The organism is Bacteroides sp. 14(A) (assembly GCF_000526555.1).
In the GTDB taxonomy this organism is placed as follows: Bacteria; Bacteroidota; Bacteroidia; order Bacteroidales; family Bacteroidaceae; genus Bacteroides; species Bacteroides cellulosilyticus.
In genome coordinates this window covers 583,378-609,004 of the sequence record NZ_JAGH01000002.1, presented here as the reverse complement: position 1 = coordinate 609,004, position 25,627 = coordinate 583,378, and the positions used below count along the sequence as shown (strand labels likewise).

Genomic DNA, 25,627 nt, shown 5'->3' with positions numbered 1-25,627 from the left:
TTTGATATATCATGATTATTCCTCTTTATCTGAGAAAGAATAGGGGAAGCTATCTGGTTCTGTTCCGCGTTTATAGTTGGGTTGGCTGTTCATGTCGAACCTGATTTTGGCACCTTTTATCAATAAGGAGTGGTTCAGATAATTCTTGTCATACTTCTTGCCATTGTATCGTACATCACTGATATAGCGGTTTTCATCGCTGTTTAGGGGCGCAGAAATCTCGATAGTTTTGCCATTTTCCAGATGTATCTTGGCATTTCTGAAGAGTGGTGCGCCCAACACGTATTCGTCCGTACCCGGGCAGACGGAATAAAAACCTAATGCCGACATGACATACCAGGCTGAAGTCTGTCCGTTATCTTCGTCTCCGCAATATCCGTCAGGGGTTGGCTGGTAAAGACGATTCATCACTTCGCGTACCCAATACTGTGTTTTCCAGGGTTGCCCGGCGTAGTTATAGAGATAAATCATGTGTTGTATGGGCTGGTTGCCATGTGCGTATTGCCCCATGTCAATGACCTGCATTTCGCGCATTTCGTGTATCAGGCTTTGCCGGGTATTAGTGTTTGCGCCGAATACGGGCGGCGTAGTAAATACAGAGTCGAGCATAGCAACAAAGTTCTTGTCACCTCCCATCAGGTTAATTAAGCCCCGCATATCATGGAATACGGACCAGGAATAATGCCAGCTGTTTCCTTCAGTGAAAGGTCCCCACCATTCCACCGGATCGAAGTGCTGCGGGAAGTTGCCGTTGCGGTCTTTGCCGCTCATCAGGCGGTAAGGAGCATAGAACAGGTTCTTATAGTTCTGGCTGCGTTTCTTGTAGATGTCCAGTTCCGATGCGGGTCTGCCCAGTTTTTTCCCCATCTGATAGATACACCAGTCATTGTAGGCGTATTCAAGGGTACGGGCGGCACTTTGACCGATATCGGAAGGTACATATCCCAATTCATTGTATTCCTTGTAGCCCATGCGGCCGGAAGAAGGAACCGTGGGATGCTGGTTGTTTGCTCCATGCAACAAACCTTCATACATTTTCTCGGCATTCTGTTTGATGTTGCCTTTCACATAGGCATCTGCCACTACTGATGCGGAATTATTGCCTACCATGCAGTCGCGATGTCCCGGACTGGCCCATTCCGGGAAGAAACCACTCTCCAGATAGGCATTCAGGAAACCTTCTTCCATTTGTCGGCTCATGGAAGGGTATATCAGGTTAATCATTGGGAGTTCTCCGCGGAAGGAATCCCAAAAGCCGGTATCTGTAAAGAAGCGTCCGGGCATCACCTTGCCGGTGTGCGGGCTATAATGCAGGATGTTTCCCGCCGCATCAATCTCATGGAACGTCCGGGGAAATAAAACGCTGCGGTATAAACAGGAGTAGAAGGTGCGAAGTTGATCTTCGCTGTCCGATTCAACCTCTATTCGTCCGAGTACTTCGTTCCAGCGTTCTTTACCTTTCAGCTTTAGTTCTTCCAGATTCATTGAACCGAGTTCTTTCAGATTCTGTTCAGCCTGTTCGGGACTGATGAAAGAAGATGCGATCCGGGCACATACTTTTTCTCCCTTGCGGGTGGCGAATCCGATAATGGCGCCGGCATGATTTTCTTTAACGTCTGGTTGGCCTACTTTGATTTCACCATTGCTTACGGTTGCCGAGTAAGTGAAGGGCTTGTCGAAAGTAATGGTGAAGTAGTTCTTAAAGTTGGCCGGTACGCCACCGCTGTTTTTGGTCGTGTAGCCGATGATCTTATTCTCGGCCGGAATAACTTTCACATACGAACCATTGTCGAATGCATCAATTACTACATAAGAATCCTTGCTCTCGGGAAAGGTAAAGCGGAATATGGCTGCCCGCTCCGTAGGTACGATTTCTGTTGTAATATTGTGATCGGAGAGGAATGCGCGGTAGTAATAGGGCGTCGATACCTCAGATTTATGATTGAACCAGCTTGCACGCTTGTCCTGGTCGAATACGGGCTCACCTGTAATGGGCATGATGGCGAACTGTCCGTAGTCGTTTATCCAAGGGCTGGGTTGATGTGTTTGTTTGAAACCTCTGATACGGTTAGATGCATAGGTATAAGTCCATCCTTCTCCCATCTTTCCGGTTTGTGGGGTCCAGAAGTTCATCCCCCAGGGCATTGCGATGGCAGGATAGGTATTACCATTGGATAATTCGAAACTGGAGTCTGTCCCTACTAGTGGGTTTACATAGTCTACTATATCTTTCTTGCTTTGGGAGAATAAGAGAGAACTGGCTCCCAATAAGAATGATAAGAAAAGAATCTTTTGTTTCATGTTATTGGATTTATTGATATAATATTTCCTGCAAATATGGTGGTTTATAGTGATTTGCGTGTTATACATTTGTGACGTATATGTCTTCTTTCGTGACAATTAAAAAGAACTTTGCAGATAATTCAGTACGCACTGATTATCTGCAAAGTTCTTTCATCTTTCATTGTTGTCTCATTCATTGGCTTTTCCGCTGAAACTGCCGTCTGAAGGATGGGGAAGTGCTTTCAGGAAGATTACATTACTTCCTCGCACACCCGCATTTCCATCCCTTTATATACCACTACAATCTTGTGCAGTTGGGTGTGGCCGATGGCACGTTTCACTGTGTCCGTGTCGGCGTAGCGGTTGGCTTGGACAATGGCTTCTTGGCGTAATTCTTCCACGCGTGTTTCGGGGTCTTTATACTTGGCATACTTCAGTTCCACGATGTAACTGTGCGTCATGTCGGAGTAAATCTCCAGCATCGGACAGAGGAAGATGTCGACATATCCAGCCTGCGTGTCCTGTTCGGAAATGGGACGATAGAAGCGGTTCTGAGCAGTCATGGCGAGGGTGAAACCGTGGACGAAGAATTCGCCCTTTTGCTTGTCGCGCTGTGAGGCATAACGTTTCAGGCAGTCGGCGATGTAGTCGAAGTAAGCTTTCCAATCACCCCGATAGGCTAATGCGCTGGATAGTTCGCTCTTTTCATAGCTGCTGAAGCTGAGGTCGGCATCGTTGTAGGTATTCAGCAGATAGGTGTAGAGTTGTTCCTGTACCACCATGTTGGGGATGGTCAGTTTGGTTTTTCCTTCGTGCATGCCGCTGATGGTGAGCATCCCGAAATAGTAGAGCAAGCTCACGAAATTATCAGGATTGGTGATACTGGCGGCAGGGAAGCCGTCTTTCAGATCACCGGTGATAAATCCCTGGCTCACTAAAGTCTGAATGATGGAAGCGTCATGGGCAAATTCCTTGTCCTTGCGGATAAGCATGCGCAACTTCTCGTAGTCGATGCGGATATTGCTTTCTATCATGTTTTGCGGTGCTTTACCGCGTATAATGTAGTTTTTGACGAAGTAGAGCACCATATTGGAATTGTACATTGTGGTTTCACCGTAACAATCCTGCGCAAAACAGTAATTGTCGTACCATGGTTTCATCATTTCTATCAACTCGTCAACGGTATGATGGAAAGGGCTGGTGGTAGAATAATAAGTCAGCATTTCGCGTACTTCCTCTTCCGTGAAACCCATCATTTGATTGAAATCCGGTGAGAGTGAGTAGTTAGTACCGATGTTGAATCCGCTGGTCAGGTCGTCCATCGTCACGGGGCTTACACCGGTGATGAAGCAACGCTCGATACTGGAATAGGTGCCTGCTTTCACCTTGTTGAATAGATTCCGCAAATAACCTTCGCCATGCGTCTCGTCAGTGTATCGGCGTAAACTTTCGGGATTGGAAAGGATAGCATTGGTGAAGTGGTCGTATTCATCGATGAAGAGATACATTTTCTGTCCGGCACGCTCGCATGCCTGATAGATGAATTCCAGTTGCGCTACAGCTCCGCTTTTGGTGTGCAGTTCTTCCCAGGTGTCCGGGGGGAGGAGGTCGGCATATTTCTTACAAAAACTCTCGATGGTAGTACCGCAGTGTTCATCCAACCCTTTGCGGTAATCATTCAGCTCGCCGCTGATGCCGGAAAAGTTGAGATAGAGCACGAGGTAGCTATTTCGGTTCGGTGTGGGGTGTTCACCAATGTAGAGGCCACCAAAGAGGTCATCGAACTTATCGCGGGTGTTTACATCGTAGTAGTGTTGCAATATGTTCAGTGTCAGGCTCTTGCCGAAGCGTCGCGGACGGATGAAGAAAAAGAAACGATCCGCCTGTTCTATCAGGGGGATAAAGCGGGTTTTGTCTACATAATAATAGTCTTCGCGGCGAATAACCGCAAAGTTCATCATTCCGTAGGGAAGTCTCTTTCTGTTCGGTACTATATATTCCAATGGATCCATTTTCTGTCCTCCTACTATTGTTTTTTAATCTGTTGCTTTGTAGCATAACGACACAAAGATAACAAAAGTTCTTATAGCGACGATGCGTTTTCTTTCACTTATTTTGAAGGGAAGTGTTTCTAACTTTATCTCTTGAGTTCCGCATCCCTCGACATACCGTAATATCCCGGCATGGGGCGATAGATCGGCTGTGCACGTCTTCCTACATTTGTCAGTTTGCCCTCTTTTTGCAATCGTTGCAGATGGTTGTTGGCGGTGGTGCGTGCCATGCCGCATAATTCCTGGAAATCGATGCGAAGCAGCAGTTCATGTTCCGCGAAATACTCTTTCAAGCGCATATCTATCTCTACTTCGGAGAGTCGCAGGGAGTGGCGCGTGTATTTACTTTGGGTGGCTGTAACACCTGCCAATGCGGCTTTCAGACGAATGTCCGGGCGAAAACTAACGCCTTTCAAGCGTAGTTTCAAATGCTTGTTCTTGGTCTTGCGGGTCACTTTCTGTGTGGCCTCCAAAGTGGGGGAAAAATAGCCCAATCCCTCGATGTGCACCTCCCGACCTTCGCGTAGCTCTTCTCCGCAAAGCTGAGTTAAAGTGTCTATTGCGCTTTTTGCATCACCCACGCTGAGCGAACTGCGTTCGTGTACCCGATAATATAATTGCTCCATGCTCACTTTGCCGTTGAGCAACGGGCGGGGATGCAGCCCTCTTTCTTCCGATTCCCCTTCCGCGTTGGGGTTCTCGTACCAATCGTAAACTATTGCCATAATGCTTGTTTCTTAATGCTTTAAATGTATATACTTGTTGACTCGAAGGTGCTGTCTTGAAAGTGAACCACTGGAGTCGGTCGAGTGAATGACTGGAGTTGGTAGAATGAGTGACTGGAGTTGGTCGAGTGAACAACTGGAGTGGGCCGTTTATAAGTCAGCATACAAAGATAGTGATATTAGTAAGATTTACCTATGAAAGTCCTTACTTTCTTTCTAACTGTGTTCTCTGAAAAATAGTTGATGGAATGCTTGCAAAGCGCTTTCTCGTTGTAGTAAATTCGTAGCGTTGGTACTGACAAAACGAAACCTGTTTACTATTAAAATGAAAAGAAGTTATGAAAAAGAAATTAATGACATTGGAACAAGGTCGCTTGTTGCGCGAGGCACAACAGTTGTTGGCTTTATCGGAAAGGCAGAAAGCGAGAAAGAAAGCACCGGAGGCGTCGGAATCCGGAGACAGCACGAATACAACGGTTCGCCTGACGAGACAGGTTATGGATTTTCTGACGAAACGTTATGATTTCCGTTATAATCTGTTGACGGAAGAGACCGAATTCCGTCCTGCCGGGCAGCGTGATTTCGCTTTCCTGCCTGTTGGTAAGCGAAACCTGAACGCTTTCTGCATTGAGGCTCATGCTGAGGGTATCCCTTGCTGGGACAAGGATTTGAATCGCTATATCTATTCTACTTACATTCCCGATTATCCCCCCTTTCAGCTCTATATGGAGGAATTGCCACAATGGGACGGCGTTGACCGGCTGACACAGCTCGCCTTGCGGGTTTCCGACTGTCCGCATTGGGTGCAGGGATTTCACATCTGGATGCTGGGGCTTGCCGCGCAGTGGTCGGGGCTGGCAGGCATACATGCCAACAGTGTGGCGCCTATTCTTGTAAGTCAAGAGCAGGGACGGCAGAAATCCACATTTTGCAAGTCATTGATGCCGATGGTTCTGCGGCGATATTATGTGGATAATTTGAAGCTTACTTCGCAAGGGCAGGCGGAACGCCTTTTGGCGGAAATGGGCTTGCTGAATATGGACGAGTTTGATAAGTATGCCGAAAGCAAAATGCCGTTGCTGAAGAACCTGATGCAAATGTCTGACTTGAATATTCGTAAGGCCTATCAGCAGAGCTTCCGCCAACTGCCTCGTGTCGCCTCTTTTATTGGTACCAGTAACCGTTTCGACTTACTTACCGACCCTACGGGAAGCCGCCGTTTTCTTTGCGTGGAAGTGGAGCGGGTGATCGATTGTACCCATATAGAACATGACCAGATTTATGCACAACTGAAGGCGGAACTGCTTGCGGGGAGGCGTGATTGGTTCACCAAAGAAGAGGAGCAGGTGTTGCAGGTGCAGAATGAGGCGTTCTACCGTGTTTGTCCCGCAGAGGATGTTTTTCATAGTTATTTTCGTGTGGCGAATTCCGGTGAGAAGTGTATCGGTCTTACGGCTGCCCAGATTTTCAGGGAACTTCAGCAAAAGAATTCCGCTGCCATGCGCAGTGTCAATCCTATGCGCTTCGGCCAAGTGCTGCTGAAAGCGGGGGTGGTGCGTCGGCACACAGAGTATGGAAATGTGTATCAAGTGGTTAGGAGGTAATGAGACTGAAGAATGTTTCTGCAGTTGTGGTGACGGCTGAAAGAGGTTGTGTCAAAATGTGAACTGCACCCCAAAAGTTGGACAGGTTAAACATTATCCCGTAATAGAAAGAGTTCGGTATTGTACCGGGCTCTTTCCATTTAACCGGGCTTTGATTCTTTTATTATTATAATATTCAATATAGCTATCTAAAGCCTTTATAAAGGTTTCGGTCGATTCAAATTGCTCGGCATATAGAAGTTCAGACTTCATAATACCGAAAAAGTTCTCCACCATAGCGTTGTCAAGGCAGTTGCCTTTGCGAGACATACTTTGTACTATATGGTGTTCTTCCAAACGCTTACGGTAGCCGTAATGTTGGTATTGCCATCCTTGATCAGAATGGAGTATAAGGCCGTCAAGATTGTCGAACTTTGCAAACGCTTTATCCAACATATCGTATATCTGTTCCAGATTTGGGTTCCGGGAGATATTGTATGATATTATCTCGCCGTTGAACATATCCAATATCGGCGAGAGATAAAGTTTGACGGAACCGATATTTATCTGTGTTACATCTGTCGCCCATTTGCGGTTTGGAGCTTCTGCCGTAAAATCCCTGTCTATTATGTTTGGGGCAATCTTACCGACCTCACCTTTGTATGACCGGTAGCGCACCTGGCGTATTTTGCTTTTAAGCCCCAAGTCACCCATAAGCTTTTGAATGGTCTTGTGGTTTAACATAAAACCACGATTATGCATCTCCGCTGTCACACGGCGATAGCCGTAGCGTCCCTTATGCTCATGAAAAATCAGTTTAATCGATTCCTTTTCATTGGCATATCTGTCAGCGGCTTTAAGGCGATTCAGATGGTAATAGAACACAGAACGAGCCATCTTTCTTAACTCCAATAGCAAGTCAAGAGGATAATCCGACCTTAGTTCGTCGATGGTCCGTGCCCATTCAGAAGTGCTTGGGCTTTCTTTGCCTCGACTAAGGCCTTCGCTTTTTTTAGCAGCGCGTTCTCCGCCTTCAGGCGGAGATTTTCAGCCTGAAGCCTCTCAAGTTCCGTTTGCGGTTCTTTCTTCTTTGGGCGTCCCATAGGATATTTCGGTGGTCTTCCTCGGCGTTTGGACGGCTCAAGAGCCCCATAACCATACTTGCGTACTACGCTGACCCAGCGTTGTAGTGCCGTCTTGCCAATTCTGTATTCTACTCTTACATGGGCCAAAGGTACGCCTTTTTCTAATATTAAACGTACTACTTCTTCCTTTAATTTAACCGTAGGACGGCAATGGGATTGTTGTTCCAGTCCGGAACGACCATAGTGGTCCCACATTCTCACCCATGCCAATATCTCAGTCGCACTGATATGATACTCTTTCGACAAGTGCGCTATTGCTTCTCCTTGTTTTACTCGGCTAACGATGATGAGCCTTTGTTCATAACTGTACTTCATAAAAAACACCCCAAAAGTTTTATGTCTAACTTTTGGGGTGCAGTTCAAATGCTGGCACAACCTTTTTTTATGCGCAAAGCCCGGACTTTCCCAAGCCCGGGCTTTGTTATTACCCAAAGTTTATGTAACTTTAGGCATCAGTTTTTTCGTTATGGCAAAGTTACATTTTCGTCCTTACATTCCCAACCAAACCGTTCTTTTTCCACAAAGAATTGATGAAAACATAGCTGCGGACGATCCTGTCCGCATAGTCAATGCAGTTGTTGATAATCTCAATCTTGATAATTTCAAGAAGCTTTATAAAGAAACGGGGCGCTCAGCTTATCATCCCAAAATGATGCTCAAGGTAATTATCTACGCTTATATGAATAATATCTATTCCTGTCGTAAAATAGAGAAGCTTCTTTTGCGTGATATCCATTATATCTGGCTTGCCGGTCATGAGCATCCGGATTTCATAACCATCAACCGTTTCCGTAACCGTGTAAAGGAGGAAATAAACAACGTCTTCACGCAGCTGGTTCTTGTCCTTGCCGACAAGGGTTTCATCAGTCTTGACGTGGAGTATATCGACGGCACCAAGATTGAGTCCAAGGCCAACAAATATACTTTTGTCTGGCGCAAGACAGTCGAAAAGAACCGTACAAGGTTGCTGAATAAGATTCGCATCCTTCTGGAGCAGGTGGATGAAGCCATTATACAGGAGAACTCTGTAAAAGACACATCCGTGGAGTTGACTCCCTCCATGCTCTCTAATATAGTGGATGAACTCAAAGAAGTGCTGGAACACCAAGTAACACAGGACAAGGAACAAAAGAAAGCTCTGCGTGAAAAGAAAAAACAGGTCAGGGAACTTGAAGGGTATCGTGACAAGCTGATGGAATACGACAATCACCTTGAAGTCCTTGGAGAACGTAATTCCTATTCCAAGACCGATCCTGATGCCACATTCATGCGTATGAAAGAAGACGCCATGAAGAACGGGCAGACCAAGCCCGGGTATAATTTACAAATAGGTACTGAAAACCAGTTCATCATAGACTTCCGGCTGTTTCCCAACCCCACCGATACGCTGACCCTGATCCCTTTCTTCCACTCCTTCCAGCACCGCTATAACCGCTTACCGGGTATCGGTGTGGCAGACTCCGGTTACGGCTCGGAAGAAAATTACCGGTTCATGCAGGAAAATGGGATAGAGGCCTTTGTCAAGTACAACTACTTCCATAAAGAGCAGCGTCCCCGTTATACTCCCAACCCGTTCCATGCGGAAAGTCTCCATTACAATGCGGGGGAGGATTATTACGTTTGTCCGATGGGGCAACACATGAACCGCATAGGAACCAGACGTGACAAAACAGCGAGCGGATACATCACCGAAAGTGCCCGGTATAAAGCACAAAGATGCGAAGGTTGTCCTTTGCATGGAAGTTGTTTTAAAGCACAGGGGAACCGTATTATAGAAGTCAACCACCGGTTAAACCAATATAAACGGCAGGCACGGGAAAGGTTAGTTTCAGAAGAAGGAGTCAGGCATAGGGGCAGGCGGTGTATAGAACCGGAAGCTGTTTTCGGACAAATGAAATACAACATGGCATACAGGAGGTTCCGGCATGTGGGAGAAGACAAGGTGAAAATGGACTTTGCCTTCTTTGCCATAGCTTTTAATATCAAAAAGATGTGTGCAAAACTGAGAAAAGCAGGAAAGGAGCTCATTACACTTGCTAAATCTATATTTATTGGACTATTTATAACCCGATACAACGGGAAGATAGCAACTTGTTACCAAATGAATGAGAAAAAAGCGGCGTAGACAAAAGAAAAGATAACAGGACTATAAATTATAGAAAAAGGTTGTGCCAACGTTTTGACACAACCTCGTAAAGGTCGATAAATAAGGGAGATAGGATTATGAAAGCTATATGAAGCTGAATTTATTTACTTGATCTTACGTGCTCCTTTTAGAAAGCGATTGGTCAGCCATTTGCGTACCGGTTCGTCATAGAGCTTCAGGCAGGCATAAGCAAGAACGAAAGCTCCGACAAAGGTCAGTATCATATAAGGAAGACCTTCGGTGATGGTCGCATTATTATTGCATGCCCAGGCTGTATATGTGTATATCAGCGGATAATGAGTGATATAAACGGGATATGAGATATCGCCCAGGAACTTACAGATACCTACAGAGCGTTTTCCCGTTACTTTGCCACCGGCTCCCATCGAAACAATGACTGGGAAGATAAAGATAATGCAAAGTGCCTCGTAGAGTCCGTTCATCCAGAAGCCATCTTCACCGCCAATACGGGGAACGGAAAGAACTATTACAATCATCAGGCTACACCACCAGAATGCACGTTTCTTTACCCGTATGAGCCAGCCCAGACGTGAAAGCAGCAAACCTGCAAAGAACGGATAGAGCAAACGGACAAAGCCCACATACTGCTGTTCCCAATTCAATGCCCATCCGCCCACGATATCACCATTGGGCGCCGTAAGACAGAGATGCAAAGTGGCACAAGCTGCCAGAAAAACAAGGATGGACAAGGCAACCTTGTTGAACTTACGGACAAACAGTGCGTACAGGATATTGCCGATATATTCATAATAGAGCGACCATGCCGGCCCGTTCAACGGGTGCATTTCCGTCCACCCGCGAATGTCCCACTTCAAAGGAAGGGGAAGCAACGTACAGCCATAGAGCATGATTATCAGGACTGTTCCTACCGATACGTTATCTATATTGGGAAAACAGGGGGATTTCTGTAAGAAAAAGAAAAGGGCGCCGATAATGCTGCCCATAATTACCATAGGATGCAGGCGGATGACACGACGTTTGAAGAAAGTGCCGATACTCATCCGGTTCCAACGGTCATCATAGGCATAACCGATTACAAAGCCCGAAAGCATAAAGAAGAAGTCAACGGCAAGATAGCCGTGATTAATGATTTGTGCGAGATGGTTGCCCCCCGAATGTGCTTCAAGAAGATGGAAGGCTACGACCATAACAGCTGCCACTCCACGCAATCCATCCAGGATTTCATAATGCGGCTTTGAGGCGAGATAAATTGTCTGAGTATTCATTGGAGCATCAGATATTATTAGTTCAAGTATCGCACATTGGAGACATGCGATACTTGAATTATATATTTATAGTTGAATTTCAATTCCCTCTGTGAGGTTTCCACTTCCTTGACGTATACCTTGTTTGGTAACTACTTTTACAATGGCCATGTCCTTGTTTTCTGTCTGGTACTTGCCTGTTTTTCCTGCTAACTTCACAATTACCTTGTTATTTGCTCCCTTTTCGGCAGTGAACTGTTGCAAACTGTAGTTTCCTTTCTTGAAAGACCATCCTTCTCCTTCATCCCAGTACATACTACCACTTGCTTTGCCCTGTTCGTCCAGACAAACCAGTAGTGTGAGCGGATCTAGTGATTTCTCAGTAGTGTTCTGTATGATCTTCCCTGTAGGAATAATGGCTCCTCCACGTATTTTGAGTTTTGGCTGATATTTATCTTTATTGTCTCCGGGGAATAAGGAGAACTCTTCCCAAATACCTTTAGGCAGTGCTGCTTGTTCAGCCCAGGAAGGTATAACCAGTAGATCGCTACCAAGCAAGAATACTTTCTCCTCTCCACGCAAGGATAAATCCTTAGGATCGGCGAAGAAAGCTGGTTGCATGATAGGCATGCCGGTTTCAGAGGCTTCCTGTAATAAAGTATAGAGGTAAGGTAATAGCATGTATCTGCGTTCCAATGCTGTACGTGCCGCATCTTCTACTTCTTTACCAAATGCCCAAGGCTCTTTATCATTGGTTCCGGCACAGGCGTGAGCGCGGGAGAACGGGTAGAAAGCGCCTAGACCAATCCAGTGTCCCCACAAGTCTGCGTCCGCATTGAACAGGAACCCACCTATATCTGCACCGCTAAAGGGCTGTCCGGATAATCCCAGCGTGATAGACATAGGAATGGACATTTTCAGATGTTCCCATGAGGAGCCGTTATCCCCGGTCCAAGTTGCTGCATAGCGTTGTCCTCCCAAAAAGTTAGAACGAGTCAGAATAAACGGGCGTTTTTCGGGCCGTACAGCCTCTATTCCGGCTCTGGATGCTTTTACCATCAGAAAACCGTACACATTGTGATATTGCAGGTGACTACCGGCAGGTAAATTGCCACCACCCCGGTGAAAATTGTCTTCAGGCATGGTTCCAGTGGGAGTATTACTAATTTGAGGTTCGTTCACATCATTCCATACACCGTCTACTCCTTGTGCAAGGAAATCCTTATATAGGCCACTCCACCATTTAGATACTTTGGGGCATGTAAAGTCCGGAAAAGCTGCGGAACCGGGCCATGCATCTCCATTATACTCCTTTCCATCTGCAGTTTTTACCCATACATCATTTTCTGTTCCTGATTTGTAAACAAAATAATCGGGATCAACTTTTGCTCCCGGGTCGATCATCCAGGCACTGTGGAAACCACGCAAATGTAAATCTTGATTTAATTTCTTTGGATTTGGGAAACCTTTCGGGTTAAAAGTGAAGATGCGATATCCCTCCATGTAGTCAATATCCATCCATATAACATCACAGGGGATACGTCTTTCACGGAAGTTATCGGCAATTTCAAGTACGCGGCTATCTGGTGAATAGGAGAATCGGCATTGCTGATAACCCATTGCCCACCGGGGAATCATTGGCATGGTTCCAATGAGCTCTGACAGACCTTTTACAACAGCTTGGGGAGACTCTCTGTCAATGATGAAGACACGGAATAATTCACCTTCACTTCTTAACTCTATCTTGTCATCCATACTGGAGAGTTCGGCTTTCCAGGTAGTATCAAATAGAATACCAAAAGAAGTGCCGTCTTTGCGTACACCCATAATCCAAGGATGTGATTGATACAGGCGTTTACCGCCATCTACTCCATAGGCTCCTGAATCTGTGTTCCATAATTTAATCGTTTTGCCGTTTCTCAGTAGCGTACCGGTAACTTCACCACCTCCATAAAGGCTTGTGCCTTCAGGTACTGCCAGAGAAGCTCCTGCTTTTCCATCATTCAAGAAGAATTCCGGCATTAGTGTCCAGTTTGATGCCAGTTCGCCTTTTTTACGTGGTTCACTTTGTAGGGCAAATGATGGAATTTTCTTTGCATCATACCCTGTGGGTATGAATTGAGCAATACCGTCTCCAACCATGAAAGAGCGCTCGATATTCACTTGCTGTGTGCCGGCATGAGTGATCTGGATGCATACTGCCAGTAGGCAGATCATTGCTGTTTTCAGATGATTAAAATTCATATTGTTATTGATTTTAGTGATATTGTTAACTAAATTATTTTCCAACAATGGGGAATTCAGAGATACGTAGGGTGGTGCAACCATAAGGTATTAATGTGATTTCCTGTTCTTCTCCTTCAGCACCGTTGCAGAAGGAGAAAGGTTGAGGTCCTGCCATTTCATTGTAAACTGTCCATGTGGGAATAAGGCGGGCTTTCATCTTGATTTCAATCGGTGCATTCTCTTGATTCCAGGGGAATATTGATTGCTGTTTTTGGCTATCAATACTAACTTGTGCTATTTTATTCACTTGGCTGCGATCAAAGTCCACCAACCCATAATTCCAAGGTTCGGATGAAGTAACTTGATAATAATGGGGGCCATACCAGCTATTATTGAGATTTTCTTTTTTCCAGTTTTCCTTTATTTTAAGAGCATATACTAATGGGCCTCTTTCAATAGTCACAGCATTCTCGTACCATGTACTGGTAGAAACTTCCATGGGTAAGTGTAATTCTACATTGTCATTTCGCTTCCATATACGATTGATAACAGCGATCCGCCCTCCTTCAATGTATTGTTCTGCCTTGCCGTTTACTATTATCTCAGCACGTTTGCACCATTTCGGAATGCGTAAGTGTAGCGGGAATTCGACTTGTTTGGTTTTGTTCTTCACTTCTTTAATAGTGAAGGATATACGGTTATCCATAGGATAATAGGTATCTTCACTAATTACGACCGATACATTGTTACCTACTTTAGCTGTGACTTCTGATGGAGAATAGGTAAAGGCGGCAATACCATTATCGGGCGTTGCATACCATAAATGCTGTGTGAATTTTGGCCAGCCTTGATGCATATTTGAAAAACAGCAAGGATAGCCGGTCAATGTGCCGAAAGTAATATCCGTACCTTCATGATCCTGATCGAAATTACGGCGGTGACGAGTTACCATAATCTGGTTGGGTTGCTGGAAGTATTGTTTAGTCATGAAGTCGTCTGATATCTGGGTAGGCAGAGCATTGAAGGCTATGCGTTCCAGGTGATCGGCAAAATCAATATCTCCTGTAATTTCTACCATCTTTTCAAGGGAGTACATCAATTCTACAGCGGCGCATAATTCAGAACCCTGTGTAGGGTTGTTTCCATGTAATGCTTCATCTCCACCATACATTCCTTGTGGCTGTCCGTGAAATTGACGGATATCCTGAAACCCTCTTTTTACAGCATCAATGTATTTAGGATTGGTGTCTTGCTGATAATAAATGATCGGTTCTTTGATACCTTGTGCCAGATTTACACAGTGTATTGTACAGATGCGGCGCAAATCCCCTCGGTTTACCATATCAACAAAGCTGTAACTCTGTTGGTGCAATAGATGCCCTAATTCGAGTAAGAAAGCCTCCCCTGTGAGATTATACAGCCAATATACAGCCTGCAGGTTATCGCAGGCACGGAATTCAGCCCAAAAACTCCAGTGTCCTAGGGGTTTCTGTGATAAGGTATTTAGTTGATAACGGAAGTATTTGGTCATAAAGGTGATGATTCTCTCATCGTTGGTTGCCGAATAGTATTGTTGTAAGATTTTCAACATTACCATACGTGGCCACCAATCATGTGAATTATCACGCTGTAATCCCGGTTCACCCGGATAGTCTTTTGCCGGACCAAAAAAGCCGTCTTCGCGTTGGCTTTGCAAAGCCCATTCTATCCAAGGCTGCACCTTAGCTTTCAGTTCTTTATCATCCAGGATATAGGCAAGAGGCAATAAGCCGTCAATCCAATAAGGACCACGTTCCCATTGGTCACCATCACCTCCTAGCCAACCATTGCGTTCGCCCATGACTAAAGGATAGAGGGTGTCCATCTGTCCGGTGGCACCATTCTTTTGCCGGATTAGCATCTCTCTTAACCAACCTTGGGGCTTGATACTGCCCAAGGGAAGTTCTATTAATGGCTTTTGAAGTAGCGGATAGCGGTTATTTCTGTAGTTATCCGTTACGTCTTTTTGAGGTTCGACAGCTTGTAGAGTGCAGCCGAATCCGATTCCTACCAATAGGTAAAATGCTTTCTTGATAGTAGATATATTCATATTTATTCTATTTGCTACTGTGTATTTTATCCATTAAAACTTTTATCCAGTATCCACCAACCACTGAACGGGCTTTGAAGCCTACCATTTTGCCACTATCCGTATAAAAATAGTCACTCATAGGAACTCGTGATACGGTCTCATTGATGTACTTGTACAATGGGCTTACGAACTTTTCAAATTCCGTTTGATTGGCTGACATAGAGGCACTCCAGAGAATCCAATCCGATTTACTATAAGTGTTGCGTGAATCGAGTGGCAAGCCATACGTATTCTGTTTGGTCAGGTAGTAAGCAATTTCCTTTTTGGCGATTTCATCCGGAAACAGGTTTGTCTGCCACATTTTATCCCAAATCATGTTGTACTTTTGGCTCCAGGTGTCTTTACGGTCGAAGGCTAGACGGTAGTGATCACCCTCGCGGGCCATGCTTTCCCATTTGCAGGCCATATCTTTGGCAATGGTTATGTATTTGTCTGCTACATCATTCATGCCCAACATGCGTGCCATTTCACTGTAACCGGTGATACCCATTATGGCTTTCAGCGACAGGTTAGCATTATGTGCCCAGTGACCGGCAAAGTCGTCTGTACAGAGTTGATTCTCTGGATCGAGTCCATTCTCCACCAGGTAGTTAGTCCAGATAGTCAGCAAATCCCAGTATTTCTTGGCATAGTTGGCATTTCCTTCTATCATGGCAATGGTTGCGGAAAGAATAACCATGTTACCACTTTCTTCTACCGGCATGTCAGCGCCATATATCTGTCCGTTTGCTATCGGATATACCCCTAAATCGTGTGCCGGATAGGGTTTAGTCCAGCGTTTGCTGGCATTATAGTCGAAGATACTGGTCATCATGCCTTTCACCAGGTCTATATTGTAAGTCAAAAAGAGTGGAGTGGAGGGATAAGTTACATCTACTGTATTGATAAATCCGCCACTGTTATTTTCTTTGGAGAAAAATAGTAAGTTTCCGTATTTGTCGGTGAATAGCTTGTGAGCGGATATAGCTTGGCGATAAGCTGCGGAGCAGATCTCAGCGTATTGTTTGCCACCAGCTTTCAGGGCATCATCATAAATAGTTTCATCTTGCATACGGCAACGTTGCATAATCTGTAGGTAATTATCTCTTAATTTCTCAAATGCATCGAAGATAGACACTTTGCCTTCATGTTTCCAATACCCCATATATCTTTCATACATATATTCTATGGAGTAGATATCATCATATCCTAACATTAGGAATCCGGTATTTCCGGTTTTATCTACTGCACCCAGGTTGTGTACGAATGTCATGGCAGGTTGTTCTTCGGCACATTTTGCCCACCAGTTGAGTGTGGAAAGTCCACTTTTTCCGTTTTGTATGAAAGACCGCTTCATTTCATAATAATCGCCTAAACCGATTTCTGTTCCTGTTCTACTGGGAGTGGCTAAGTAAGCATACCCCCAGTCAATGCAGATTCCATCACCCTTATGATGGCATACAGGCTGATCTATGGTTCCAGCTTCTATATAGCGGATACCGTTTTTAGAAAATATCTTGGCGGATGTGGGCTGTGTGTTTTCATTGACAGCCAATTCCGGGGTAGTTTCAAAGTAAAGTTGCACGTCGTGTGCCTTTTTGTCTAATGATCGGACATGGTAAGAAATGTAATTTATAGGAGTAGACAATAAATCCAGATCATCAATCAGTTGCGGTGCTGTGAATACAACATCCAGTTCCACCGGACCGCATGTGAAAGTATAATAAGTTGAAGTTGCCAGTACATCTACTGAAGTTTGTACCGCTTCTGCTGCAAATTTTACAGCATCTTTCTTTTCACAATAGAGTCCGAAATCGACATAAGCGCCTCCGGTTGTGTTGTGGCAGTGGGCTGCTATAACGTTCTTTCCCTTGCGGAGTTTCTTTCTTGCTTCATCTGTAAGTTTTAGGTATACATTGTTTTTCCACTCTTCGCCTGTAGTAACAAGTTTTTCCCCGTTCAAGTAAAGTTCAAATACATCATCGTGGGAGTAAATGATGTAAAAATCTCTTTCAGATTCCAATTCGTTTATATCAAATGTACGTCGTACATAAATGTCGCTATTCTGTTCGCTCCATTCTGTATGGACACGTGGGAGATCACGGCTTCCGAAAGCGGCTTTTCCATGTTTCCATTCTTTGTCGTCGAAATCCAAAGATATCCAATTATCGGCTGGCTTTTTTCTTAAAAAAGTGCCTTCCCAGATTTCTGTGTCGGTCATTGGTGCTATGGCTTGCAGATCCAGTTTCTCTTTTCCCAGAAAACGGTAACTTTTACCATCTACACGCAATGCACCTATCAATGATTTGGGTGCATCGGTCCAGTGCAGAGTTGTTCCATCCATCAGTTTATCGCAGGGAGACCAAATAGAAAAATTGGGGTCTGATACGATTAAGGGGACAGAAGGAAGGCGTAACTCTACGTTCCTACTGGGACGATAGAGGTCGGTAGCATATGCTGTGGTGTATAATGCTATTGATAGGAGGAATAGTGTGAACTGTTTGGATTTCATGATGATTTTTAAAAAAGAATCATGAGAGTGTGTTGGGCACTCTCATGATTAGGGTGGATAAGATTAGATATATTACCAAATAATAGCCTGGTCTTCGTCTGGAACGGTTGTATTGATCTTACGTTCCATAGTAATAGAACCAAAAAAGCGATATGGAATATAAAGATCTGTATTGGGTATAAGTTCGTTATATTCGTATTCCATATTAATTTTAATATAGCGATGTTTTAGGTAAGGCTGTAAAGCATCCATTTCTTCTGAAATAACATAGTCTGCTGAAATGAATTTGAAGCCTATTTGATCAGCATGAGGAGCTTCTAATGTCATAACTCCTTCATCTTTAAAGTTTGCGATGATTTTATACAATTCGCGGTTTTCTAATTCTTCATCTGTTAATCCAGCATAGAAAAAAGCAGATTTATCATTTACTACTTTCAAAGTGCGAGTTTCCATAGCTACAGGCACTTGTTCATTATCACTTTTGTCACGTTGGTAAACTAGACCAGCCGTAGCGGAATAACTACCAGAATAGTCGTTAAATGGGATAATATTCAATAATGCCTTACGATAATGTTTGCGGTAGTTCACTTCATATTCTTGTCCTTCGGTAATGCTTAATGGTAAAATGTACTTATCTACCATATTCAAGTCACTTAATGTAAAATCGATATCCAGTATTCCTACACTGGTATTTTTAGGGATAGTGACTTGTTCTGAAGCTAGACTATAATACTTTTTGTCCAATTCAATATAATATAGATCGTCGCGATATCTGTAACGTTCGAAGTTCAGTTGTTTTAGTGTATCTGGATCTACTGCTATATTAACAGTCAAATCCTTTTCGTTCATAGTAGAACCACTTAAGATAACTGGTACCTGATAAGTTACTTTTCCTTCAGGTTTATATCTCAAGTAGATGTCAGCTACTCCATTTTTGCCGAATGATACGGCTTGCTTGTATAATTCGTCTTCCCATTCTTTATTGCAAGCGCAGAAAGTACATACAAGCGCAATAGTACATAAAATACGATATATTGTTTTCATAAAAAGTATTTCTTTAATAATGTATTAATCATAATAAGTCCAACCCGGATTCTGTGTTAAACGGGCATTCTTTTTCAATTCGCTGTGTGAAATTGGCCAAAAATACATTTTCTTGGTGAAAACAGCTGGTAATGATGGAACAACGGTAGGTATGTAGAATAATTCACGATTATTCTCACTTGAACTGATATTAATATTACAACCGTAAATCATTGTGGCTTCTTCTTCTGGTGCATCTTTCCAACGGCGTAAATCATAATAGCGATGACCTTCGGCAAATAGCTCGATTTGGCGTTCACGTTTCAGTTTTTTACGGAACTCATCTTTACTGTCGTATACATTATCTGCATAATTAGGTAATCCAGCTCGGATACGAATGGGCTCAATACCCTTAGCCATTTCATCCTTATCTCTACTGATAGTATAGGTCTTACTATTATCCCATGAAGCTATTTCATAGCTACCATCTAATTCATTCAAGGCTTCGGCATAAATTAACAAAACTTCTGCATAGCGTATAGCTGTATCAAATTTCGGAATGATACGACCACCATTCTTGTACGAATCTTGCGGGTTGTAGAACTTTTTAACGCCAATACCTGTTCGTAGATATAGTTCTCCTGTTTGTGCCACTTTACCGTCGCTCGAATCGTGATAATACCATGCACGATAGAAACGGTTGTAATCATCATAAGAAGTAGTCATTTCCCATACACTACCATTGTAGGCAACAGATGCATAGAAACGAGGTTCACGCTCGGCATATTGTAATGATACACCTTCCTTCAATGGTTTATATTGTTCTTCTGTATCTTGAGTCACAAAACCTGTTCTACGTTGGCTACCATCACCGCGTCCCAGATAATCATCTTTTCCTAAAACATCTTCACCAGTATTGGTATAGTATGCATCGCATTGCTTTAAACTTATGCCATGACAATTATAACCTCCCATTTGGAAAGGCATTTGATGTTGTACCATTGTTGAAATGTTTTCGCCTCCTGTGTTTGTACCACGTGTAAAAATCAGCTCAGGATTATTTGAAGCGATAAGGTCACCATTAAAAAGTGAACGATAAGATTCAAATGGGTCAATGTTTTGCCAACCTTCCGGCCAATCCTGTGTTGAATATTCCTTGTTTTCTTCTGTTACAGGTGGCATGATAGTCATAGGATAAGCTTCACCTCCATCGTTGTTGTAACGACGATCAGCTACATAGATTTTATATTTGCCAAGTTCCATTACATCACGAGCTGCAGCTGCGGCACGTGCCCATTTGGATTCATCATATTCTTGAGAAATCAAATGCTTACCTGTATCGTCAGTAAGATCAGCCATCTCTGTATTTCCATTGGCGATAGGACTTGCTGCGTAAAGCAATACTTTGGCACGAAGTGCTAGGGCTGCTCCACGAGTAGCACGAGCTATTTCAGTACTGGTGCGATCTTTTTCCAATTCCCCAGCTGCTATTTTCAATTCTTCAGATATATAGTCAGCACATTCATCATAACTGTTACGCGGTATGGCTAAATTTTCGTAACTATCTGAGTAGTCCATTTCACCATCGTTGGGAATAATGGGTATTGGACCATATTTACGCAATAATAGCCAGTAATAATAGGCGCGTAAGAAGCGAGCCTGTCCTCTTTGATCTGTGATTTCTTGTTCAGTCAAATCCTTATTACGATAAATATTCCGAATAAAGGTGGAAGCATCACGGATAGCAGTATAGCAATCTTGCCATGAACTCTGATAGGCATTTTCATCATACAATCCGTATTTTAGCTTACGATATTCACCTGTACGATCGCCAAAATACATGTCATCGGAGAAGTTATGGGGGGTATCCCCTTTGCTACACACGTCTTCATTCCATTTTTTTAGGTGTGAATATACACCTGCTAACCACTCTTCTGCATATGTTTTATCTTCAAATAGCTTTTCTTCTGTCATTCGATCATTGAAATAGCGGTCTACATCTAAATAGTCACTGCAGGAGGAAAATGTTGATGCTCCGACTGCCAATGCTACTGCTAAATATATATGTTTCGTTTTCATGAAATTAGTTTTTTAGAAAGTTACGTTCAAACCTAAAGTGAATGATTTGCTTAATGGATACTTCATACCATCACCGCTGGCTAATTCTGGATCCCAAAGATCCAAGGAATCCCATACAGCTAGATTATTGCCTAAAAAGTAGAGGCGGGCTTTAGTCATGCGGAGCTTGTTGGTCCATTTCTGTGGAAAGGTATATCCCACTTCAAGGGTCTTTAGGCGTAGGTAGGAACCATCGCGTAACCAAAAAGTAGAATTACGATAATTGTTACTATTGCCGCCATAACTGAGGCGAGGATACTTAGCGTTGGGATTTTCAGTAGCAGGATTTCCGGAAATCTCACTGGAGATCCATCGGTTACCTGGTTCTGCCCAGTCATTCAGAATATTACCCCAATCTCCATTAGAGAAAGCATATACAGCAGGACCATTGATGAAATAAGCTGACTGACCTGCTCCTTGGAAATGTATATTGAAATCAAAACCTTTCCAACTAGCGGAAAGTCCCAGACCGTAGATTAAGTTCGGAGTACTGGTAGAGCCAATAGGCACCACATCCAGATCGCTAATTACGCCATCGCCATTCACATCCTTATATTTTATATCACCAGGCATGTAGTCACCGAATGTTTGTTGTGGACTGTTACGAATGTCATCATAGTCTTTAAATAATCCTAATGCAATAAGACCACGAGCTTGGTTAAGACGATAGCCTTCAGTCATCTGATAAGCATAAGAGTTCATTTGCTCATCATACTCTATTACTTCATTCTTAGTATAAGTTAAATTACCACGTACTGTAAAATCTACTTGACCTATTTTTTCGTGATACATAAAGTTTCCATCAATACCTTTTGATTCCATTTTGCCTACGTTAGCCCAAGGTTGGCTGGTTACGCCAACTGTTTGTGGCAGATATTGACGTTTCATGAAAATTTGATCACGAGTATCTTTATATATATCTAATGTTAAGGAGAATTTATTATTCAAAAGTGCCAGGTCTATACCTAAGTTGTGTTTCTTTGCTCTTTCCCATGTGAGGTTCATGGAACCGATTTGTGAGTAGTGATAACCGTTAAAGCTATATGTATTATTTACATCACCATAATTCCAGCCATCCATTGTTCCGAATGAATTTAAGTAGGGGAAACGGTTTAGCCATTCGTCGCTATCAAGGCGATCGTTACCTACTTCACCATAAGAATAACGTATTTTGAACATGTCTAGCCATTTTATGCGACTTTTGATAAATTTTTCTTCTGCTAAATTCCAACCAACAGATATTGCAGGGAAGAAACCGAATTGATTGCCACTTTCAAAGTTCTCAGAGCCAGTGTAACCGAAGTTAAATTCTGCAAAGTAGCGATAGTCATATCCATATGTAACACGACCAGAAAAACCTTGTGAGCGGCGAGCGACAGCTTTCATTATATCATCTCCTACATCAGCTGTCTTTACTTTTTGGTATTGGAAATATTTTAATGTTCCACCGATATCGTGTTTATTTCCAAATAAGTGATTGTAGTGTAGTTCGGCTTCTAAATTTTCATTACGGTAACCGTCTGTATAACTAGATTGAGTCATTAGCTGCTCTTCTGCTACTCGGTTCATTACCAAATTTCCGTTTTCGTCACGGCGAGCTTCAGCTTGCCACAGTTCTGGACGTTTAGTACGGTTATTTTCGTTTTTATTTTCAGTATCAAAGCCATAACGTCCTACGAATTTTAAGCCTTTAGTAATAAAATCCAATTTTTGTTCTAAAGTTACATTAGTCTGAATCTTGTTTAGCCATGTTTCTTTATAACCAGTTTGAGTCGCCATTACCCATGGGTTCATTCGATTGTCGGTTCCTGTTGTTGGAATTTTACCATCCGAGTACATCAAAGGAATACTAACAGGATTTTGTCCTGTAATAGATCCCCATATATCATCATTGCTCATACCAGGTGTATTTTGTAAATCTAATGAACCGCCGATACCTACGCTGACGAGGGTCGTTTTTGTTACATTTAAGTCTGCATTCATACGGTAGTTCCAACGATTCAGGTTGGCGTTTGTATTATAGTCTTTTTTCAAGCCTTCATCGACATTATACATACCTCCTTGATTCAAGAAGCCGACAGAAACAAAGTAACGTGCGGTAGAACCACCGCCACTGATATTGATGTTAGCGCGTTCTGTCCAAGCACCATCTCTTAGTAGTACGTCTTTCCAATCCACATTAGGATATAGATCAGGGTCTAATCCTTGATTTAAAATTCCTATTTCTGTTGCTGTATATCGAGGCTCTTGATTGCGTGTAACCAAAGCTTCATTTAACATGTTGGCATAGGTAATACCATCTACAAATTCTGGAGTACGTGTACGTGTATTATAACCACCTTCCATTTTTACATCAATATTGACTTTACCTTCTTTACCGCGTTTGGTTGTAATCAAAACTACGCCATTTGCACCTCGTGAACCATAAATGGCTGTGGCAGAAGCATCTTTTAATACAGAGAATGATTCAATATCTTCAATATTCAGTTCATCCATAGATCGTTCGAATCCATCAACTAGTACTAAAGCACTTGAATTGGCTCCAAATGTGGAAATACCACGGATCCAGAATTCAGAAACTTCTCCTGGTGCGCCAGACTTCTGCATACCGATGATACCAGCTACGTTACCGGCCAATGCGTTAGTGATACTAGTACTTGCTGCTCCTGAGCTTTTTAGTGAACTTAAATCTACTGTAGTAATAGCTCCAGTAATAGTAGCTTTTTTTTGTACACCGGTACCGGTAATGGTAACTTCGTCCAATACACTGGTACTGGAAGGTTTCATGTTAATATTTAGAACATTACGTCCTTCTATAGGTACTTCCTGTTTATCGTAGCCTATATAGGAGAAAACCAATATTTGATAAGAAGAAGCTTTAATACGGAACTTACCATCAATATCTGTGATAGTACCTAAGCCCGGTTGATCTTTTACTACAATGTTTACACCAATCAGAGGTTCCTTATTTTCATCGAGGACAACTCCTTTAATTTCGGACATATTTTTTTGGGCAAATGCTATGGAAAAGCATCCCAAAAGCAGTATCCATGTTAATATATACTTTTTCATACTTATGTTTTCCATTGATATTATTCTTTCGTGATAATGCGGATACGCTTATTATTTTTGTCCGCGATATAAAACTCACTGGTATTTTGATTATAAGCAATACCATGGGGGCGATTGAAACGTGCTTCTAGGCGCAAATCGCCATCGGCTAATCCCCATTCTTGATAACGTCCAGCAAAAGTCGTAACTTGTCCGTTTGGTTCAACTTTACGAATAAGATTATTATTTTGGTCGCATACATAGAAGTTTTCGTTTTCATCAAAACAACCTTGTTGAGGTTCATTGAAACGGGCTGTAGTACCAGGCCCATCTGTATATCCTGAACTACTTTTGCTCCCACACAATAGATAAGGCTGCATAAACTTGCCTGTTGCATAATCAAAATTGGTGCGGTAAATACAATGATGTCCCATGCTGACAATATAAGCGAAATTACCACTTGGAGCGATTATCATTGCGGAATTAAATCCATTATCAACACGGAATATTTGTTCTTTATCATTGGTTTGAAAATTCCATTTATAGTATTCACCACCATTCCAACGATTGAAAAATAAACCATTGGTTTCTGGGTGGACATCTCCTCCACAGCAACTCTTCATTCGTACCAAAGTGTTCCAAGAGGAAAAACTTTCTTTTTTCGGGTCGTTACTACGTTCTGATACGGCAACAGACACTCCCTCATCACTTGAATCTTGGTCATTGAAGATATATAATTTGCTGTGGTCTGAATTAAAGGCAATACTACGTGGATGATCGACGCCACTTCCTGTACGCCATAAGGTTGTTACTTGTTCGTTAATTAAATCGATTTTACGTAAACCTTGATAATCTTCCAATAAATAAAGAATACCTTCGTTATCCATTTCTAACCAATATGGGTCTTGGAATTGGGCATCTTCGAAGTTTCCGTCTTTGATGGTACTATTACCGTCAATATCTACATGTCCAATTAATGTTTTTACTACTAAAGAAGGAATATATTCAAAATTTTTTTCTGAGACAACTTCTTGTGTATTGTTTCCAGTTCCTACTGATACTTTTACTTTACCTACTCCAGCTTTTCTGGGTACAAAACAATAGATACATGTACCATTGGAACTAATTAGTACTGCTTCTTTGTCATTAACAGTCACCTTGATGTTCCTCAAATTACTTCCGAAATTATTACCATATATTAGGAACTGTGCTCCTCCAGCTCCGGATTCTGGTGTAAAACTTGTAATTGTAACTGGCTGAGAAGGGTCATATATAGCAGATGTTCCACTATCATCCTTGTCATCTTTACAGCCGACAACACCTAAGATAAGGAGCAGTACTAATAAGTACCACTGCTTGCATTTAACATTTAAATGTGCTTCCATAAAAAATTATTAGAGTTAAAAAATACTATTGTTGAATTAATTC

General features: G+C 42.8%; 14 protein-coding genes and 1 pseudogene. 2 read left to right on the top strand and 13 right to left on the bottom strand.

All coding sequences use genetic code 11. From position 1 onward, the window contains the following. Positions 1 to 15: 15 nt before the first annotated feature. The 3 genes from K429_RS0110020 to K429_RS0110010 all read right to left on the bottom strand — a co-directional run bounded on the left by K429_RS0110020 (position 16) and on the right by K429_RS0110010 (position 5,059). Entirely contained in the window at positions 16 to 2,301 is a 2,286-nt protein-coding gene (locus K429_RS0110020) for a GH92 family glycosyl hydrolase (RefSeq protein ID WP_026366802.1), read from the bottom strand. Between the two features lie 233 nt (positions 2,302 to 2,534). After that, complete coding sequence (locus K429_RS0110015; protein WP_007211236.1) at positions 2,535 to 4,295, bottom strand: AAA family ATPase; 1,761 nt, start codon at positions 4,293 to 4,295, stop codon at positions 2,535 to 2,537. A gap of 125 nt (positions 4,296 to 4,420) precedes the next feature. Next, positions 4,421 to 5,059 carry an HU family DNA-binding protein gene (locus K429_RS0110010; protein WP_022208499.1) on the bottom strand — a complete coding sequence of 213 codons (639 nt, stop codon included), beginning with the start codon at positions 5,057 to 5,059 and terminating at the stop codon, positions 4,421 to 4,423. 338 nt (positions 5,060 to 5,397) lie between these two features. Here K429_RS0110010 and K429_RS0110005 point away from each other — a divergent pair, with 338 nt between their 5' ends. Then, on the top strand, positions 5,398 to 6,663 hold the full coding sequence (locus K429_RS0110005) for a VapE domain-containing protein (protein ID WP_026366801.1): 1,266 nt from the start codon (positions 5,398 to 5,400) through the stop codon (positions 6,661 to 6,663). Between the two features lie 93 nt (positions 6,664 to 6,756). On the opposite strand, the pseudogene K429_RS0110000 reads toward K429_RS0110005, so the two are convergent. Continuing rightward, positions 6,757 to 7,596: pseudogene (locus tag K429_RS0110000) on the bottom strand (IS3 family transposase); the annotation flags it as partial. Next, positions 7,581 to 8,102, bottom strand: coding sequence for a helix-turn-helix domain-containing protein (locus K429_RS0109995; protein ID WP_025726501.1), 522 nt, complete (start codon positions 8,100 to 8,102; stop codon positions 7,581 to 7,583). The gene K429_RS0109995 and the pseudogene K429_RS0110000, both read right to left, overlap by 16 nt. 151 nt (positions 8,103 to 8,253) lie before the next feature. Here K429_RS0109995 and K429_RS0109990 point away from each other — a divergent pair, with 151 nt between their 5' ends. Continuing rightward, positions 8,254 to 9,912 (top strand): IS1182 family transposase, encoded by a 1,659-nt coding sequence (locus K429_RS0109990; protein ID WP_025726057.1) that lies wholly within the window; start codon positions 8,254 to 8,256, stop codon positions 9,910 to 9,912. Positions 9,913 to 10,037: 125 nt separating this feature from the next. On the opposite strand, the gene K429_RS0109985 is transcribed toward K429_RS0109990, so the two are convergent. From K429_RS0109985 to K429_RS0109950, 8 genes are all read right to left on the bottom strand, one after another. Then, a complete protein-coding gene (locus tag K429_RS0109985; protein WP_026366800.1) occupies positions 10,038 to 11,180 on the bottom strand; it encodes an acyltransferase in 1,143 nt (380 codons plus the stop codon). A gap of 66 nt (positions 11,181 to 11,246) precedes the next feature. After that, positions 11,247 to 13,403 (bottom strand): TIM-barrel domain-containing protein, encoded by a 2,157-nt coding sequence (locus tag K429_RS0109980; RefSeq protein WP_026366799.1) that lies wholly within the window; start codon positions 13,401 to 13,403, stop codon positions 11,247 to 11,249. Positions 13,404 to 13,437: 34 nt separating this feature from the next. Next, on the bottom strand, positions 13,438 to 15,474 hold the full coding sequence (locus K429_RS0109975) for a beta-L-arabinofuranosidase domain-containing protein (protein WP_026366798.1): 2,037 nt from the start codon (positions 15,472 to 15,474) through the stop codon (positions 13,438 to 13,440). Positions 15,475 to 15,481: 7 nt separating this feature from the next. Continuing rightward, a complete protein-coding gene (locus tag K429_RS0109970) occupies positions 15,482 to 18,007 on the bottom strand; it encodes a glutaminase family protein (protein WP_026366797.1) in 2,526 nt (841 codons plus the stop codon). A gap of 72 nt (positions 18,008 to 18,079) precedes the next feature. After that, positions 18,080 to 19,051, bottom strand: coding sequence for a DUF4973 domain-containing protein (locus K429_RS0109965; protein ID WP_026366796.1), 972 nt, complete (start codon positions 19,049 to 19,051; stop codon positions 18,080 to 18,082). 24 nt (positions 19,052 to 19,075) lie between these two features. Continuing rightward, on the bottom strand, positions 19,076 to 21,109 hold the full coding sequence (locus K429_RS0109960) for a RagB/SusD family nutrient uptake outer membrane protein (RefSeq protein WP_026366795.1): 2,034 nt from the start codon (positions 21,107 to 21,109) through the stop codon (positions 19,076 to 19,078). A gap of 12 nt (positions 21,110 to 21,121) precedes the next feature. Then, the gene (locus tag K429_RS0109955) at positions 21,122 to 24,235 is read right to left on the bottom strand and encodes a TonB-dependent receptor (RefSeq protein ID WP_231501838.1); all 3,114 of its coding nucleotides are present in this window, start codon (positions 24,233 to 24,235) and stop codon (positions 21,122 to 21,124) included. A gap of 5 nt (positions 24,236 to 24,240) precedes the next feature. After that, positions 24,241 to 25,584 carry an IPT/TIG domain-containing protein gene (locus K429_RS0109950; RefSeq protein ID WP_026366793.1) on the bottom strand — a complete coding sequence of 448 codons (1,344 nt, stop codon included), beginning with the start codon at positions 25,582 to 25,584 and terminating at the stop codon, positions 24,241 to 24,243. Between the last annotated feature and the right edge of the window lie 43 nt (positions 25,585 to 25,627).

What these genes read in the sequence shown, in the direction of transcription:
- K429_RS0109960 (WP_026366795.1), bottom strand. Translation starts at nt 21,109, where the DNA reads ATGAAAACGAAACATATATATTTAGCAGTAGCATTGGCAGTCGGAGCA.
- K429_RS0110005 (WP_026366801.1), top strand. Translation starts at nt 5,398, where the DNA reads ATGAAAAAGAAATTAATGACATTGGAACAAGGTCGCTTGTTGCGCGAG.
- K429_RS0109975 (WP_026366798.1), bottom strand. Translation starts at nt 15,474, where the DNA reads ATGAATATATCTACTATCAAGAAAGCATTTTACCTATTGGTAGGAATC.
- K429_RS0109980 (WP_026366799.1), bottom strand. Translation starts at nt 13,403, where the DNA reads ATGAATTTTAATCATCTGAAAACAGCAATGATCTGCCTACTGGCAGTA.
- K429_RS0109955 (WP_231501838.1), bottom strand. Translation starts at nt 24,235, where the DNA reads ATGGAAAACATAAGTATGAAAAAGTATATATTAACATGGATACTGCTT.
- K429_RS0109970 (WP_026366797.1), bottom strand. Translation starts at nt 18,007, where the DNA reads ATGAAATCCAAACAGTTCACACTATTCCTCCTATCAATAGCATTATAC.
- K429_RS0110010 (WP_022208499.1), bottom strand. Translation starts at nt 5,059, where the DNA reads ATGGCAATAGTTTACGATTGGTACGAGAACCCCAACGCGGAAGGGGAA.
- K429_RS0109965 (WP_026366796.1), bottom strand. Translation starts at nt 19,051, where the DNA reads ATGAAAACAATATATCGTATTTTATGTACTATTGCGCTTGTATGTACT.
- K429_RS0109995 (WP_025726501.1), bottom strand. Translation starts at nt 8,102, where the DNA reads ATGAAGTACAGTTATGAACAAAGGCTCATCATCGTTAGCCGAGTAAAA.
- K429_RS0110020 (WP_026366802.1), bottom strand. Translation starts at nt 2,301, where the DNA reads ATGAAACAAAAGATTCTTTTCTTATCATTCTTATTGGGAGCCAGTTCT.
- K429_RS0110015 (WP_007211236.1), bottom strand. Translation starts at nt 4,295, where the DNA reads ATGGATCCATTGGAATATATAGTACCGAACAGAAAGAGACTTCCCTAC.
- K429_RS0109950 (WP_026366793.1), bottom strand. Translation starts at nt 25,584, where the DNA reads ATGGAAGCACATTTAAATGTTAAATGCAAGCAGTGGTACTTATTAGTA.
- K429_RS0109985 (WP_026366800.1), bottom strand. Translation starts at nt 11,180, where the DNA reads ATGAATACTCAGACAATTTATCTCGCCTCAAAGCCGCATTATGAAATC.
- K429_RS0109990 (WP_025726057.1), top strand. Translation starts at nt 8,254, where the DNA reads ATGGCAAAGTTACATTTTCGTCCTTACATTCCCAACCAAACCGTTCTT.